This is a genomic window from Desulfonatronospira sp. MSAO_Bac3, from assembly GCF_003838035.1.
GTDB classification, from domain to species: domain Bacteria; phylum Desulfobacterota; class Desulfovibrionia; order Desulfovibrionales; family Desulfonatronovibrionaceae; genus Desulfonatronospira; species Desulfonatronospira thiodismutans.
Genome location: NZ_QYZY01000334.1, coordinates 1 through 1,930, shown reverse-complemented (window position 1 = coordinate 1,930; position 1,930 = coordinate 1). Strand labels below are relative to the sequence as shown.

Genomic DNA, 1,930 nt, shown 5'->3' with positions numbered 1-1,930 from the left:
TACAGAGCAGTAATAAAGAGGACCGATGACTGGTGGATAGGTTGGCTGGTTGATCTGCCTGGCGTAAACGCTCAAGAGAGAACCAGGGAAGAATTGCTTGAGTCCTTGAGAGAAGGGGCAAAAGACATGCTGGAAACAGAAGTCCCTTTCGAGCCAGGTTTTGAGATGGAAAAAGTGGAAGTCCCTGAACCTGAGTGGGTTTTTAAGCAGGCATGCCTCAATTGATTCCAATCACCCCCCAAAACCCATGCCGACAAGCGTTGGCAGAAGCCAGGCTCTTACTCCTTTGCCAGGCAAAGCGCCCTGGTTCCCTTGACCGGCAAATCTCCCTGAACTGATCTTGACTATAAGGTAAAGTGATGTTGAAATGCTGGGACCAACCTACGGAGCACATCATGCATGAAAAATATACAGCCATAGTGAGAAAAAGTTCCTCTGAATATATCGCAGTCTGTCTGGAGCTAAACCTTGTTGCTCAGGGAGCGGATTTGGCTGAGGTTGAAAGAAATCTAAGGGAAGCTATAGAGTCCTATCTTGAGGAACTCTCAAGCAGCCCGGAGACAGTTGTCGAACCTATGCCGATCCAGGAATTCATTGAGTTCTTAAATGACACCGAGCTTGAGTCCAGTACTCAGCCTTCAGGAAAGTATATTCTGCTGGAAGTTCACGAGGCAGGCAGCTGTGCCTAAGATTCCTTCCATGTCCAGCACTGAACTGGTAAAGCTCCTGGTTAAGTCAGGGGCTTTTTTTGTCAGGCAGGGTAAAACTGATCATGCCATATACGCCCGCATTGTTGATGGTCGAAGATACTCGGCACCTGTTCAGATGGGAAAGAAAAGCCTGAATCCAGTTTACTGCAAAAGGATATTTCGCCAGCTGAAATTGACTGATTCAGAAATTGAAGACGTACTTACTTAATCAATCAGGTAATTCCATATATGAAACCCATCACCCCCAAAACCCATGCCGACAAGCGCTGGCAGAAGCCAAGCTCTTACTCCTTCGCCAGGCAAAGCGCCCTGGTTCCCCTTGCTCTGCTGGATCTCTCCAGGGCTGTAATGGAAATGCCCATAGTGCTTTTCCGGCAGAAGGGCGAGTATCACCTGGCAGCCCTTCTGGGCCAGAAGAAGAACAAGAACCTCTTTGTGGATTCAGACGGCAAGTGGCAGGGGCAGTATGTGCCAATGCTGCTCAAGTGTTACCCTTTCCGCATGGTTCAGGATAAAGAGGGCCGGTATATTTTGTGCGTGGACGAGGAAAGCGGCCTTGTGGGGGATAAGGGGAGTAAATTCATTGACGACGAGGGCAAGCCTACTCAGAAAGTGCAGGCTATCGGCAAATTCCTGCAGCAGGCGGAGCAGAGCCGCATGGCCGCAGTAAAAGCCTGCAAGGTTCTGGATGATTGTGATCTTATAAAGGCTGATCCCAAAATGCCAGGGCTGTATGGAATTGACAAAAAGAAGCTGGGCCAACTTCCTGAAGAAAGCCTCCCTGACCTGCATAAATCCTGGGCTCTGTTCCTGGCCCACTGCCAGATGATATCGCAGCAGCACCTGAAGAAGTTAGAGAGGATGAGTGAGCAGGATGTGGACTTTGATGAGATTGATTGGGAGAAGATTAAGATTTAGCCAGTAGGGGATATCTCTACTGGCTTTTCATTATGTCAAGGAGGCCCGCCATTTTAACCAACCAGATACTTGTACCCCACAACCTGCAACAGGAATATCCTCACAAGCCGATGCCGGAGGATACGCTATTTCATATGACCTGGTATTTAAAGGAGTTAAATCATCTCTGGCTGCTGGGGAATATAGATTTCGGACTGCTTGTGCTCAGTAGAAAACCTGTTCAGATAAAGCAGGATATCTATGCTGCTGTGAAGGGTTGTGTTCCAGAAGACACGCCTCTGGAGAACTATTTGCAGCAGGAG

At 48.5% G+C, this 1,930-nt stretch carries 5 protein-coding genes; all 5 read left to right on the top strand.

The features are described 5' to 3' along the window. Positions 1-225, top strand: a 225-nt coding sequence (locus D5S03_RS11705) for a type II toxin-antitoxin system HicB family antitoxin (RefSeq protein WP_287044156.1), incomplete at its 5' end; no start/stop codon positions are given. A gap of 170 nt (positions 226-395) precedes the next feature. Continuing rightward, positions 396-689, top strand: a complete 294-nt coding sequence (locus tag D5S03_RS11700) for a type II toxin-antitoxin system HicB family antitoxin (protein WP_287044154.1) — start codon at positions 396-398, stop codon at positions 687-689. Then, positions 682-918, top strand: a complete 237-nt coding sequence (locus D5S03_RS11695) for a type II toxin-antitoxin system HicA family toxin (RefSeq protein ID WP_008868709.1) — start codon at positions 682-684, stop codon at positions 916-918. Before D5S03_RS11700 ends, D5S03_RS11695 begins: the two co-directional genes overlap by 8 nt. A gap of 20 nt (positions 919-938) precedes the next feature. Next, positions 939-1,628: a SapC family protein gene (locus D5S03_RS11690; RefSeq protein ID WP_008868708.1), complete on the top strand. Its 690-nt coding sequence runs from the start codon at positions 939-941 to the stop codon at positions 1,626-1,628. Positions 1,629-1,660: 32 nt separating this feature from the next. Continuing rightward, a partial coding sequence (locus D5S03_RS11685; protein WP_287044151.1) for a hypothetical protein occupies positions 1,661-1,930 on the top strand: 270 nt, incomplete at its 3' end.

Coding starts and splice junctions, on each gene's coding strand:
- D5S03_RS11700 (WP_287044154.1), top strand. CDS start 396: ATGCATGAAAAATATACAGCCATAGTGAGAAAAAGTTCCTCTGAATAT.
- D5S03_RS11690 (WP_008868708.1), top strand. CDS start 939: ATGAAACCCATCACCCCCAAAACCCATGCCGACAAGCGCTGGCAGAAG.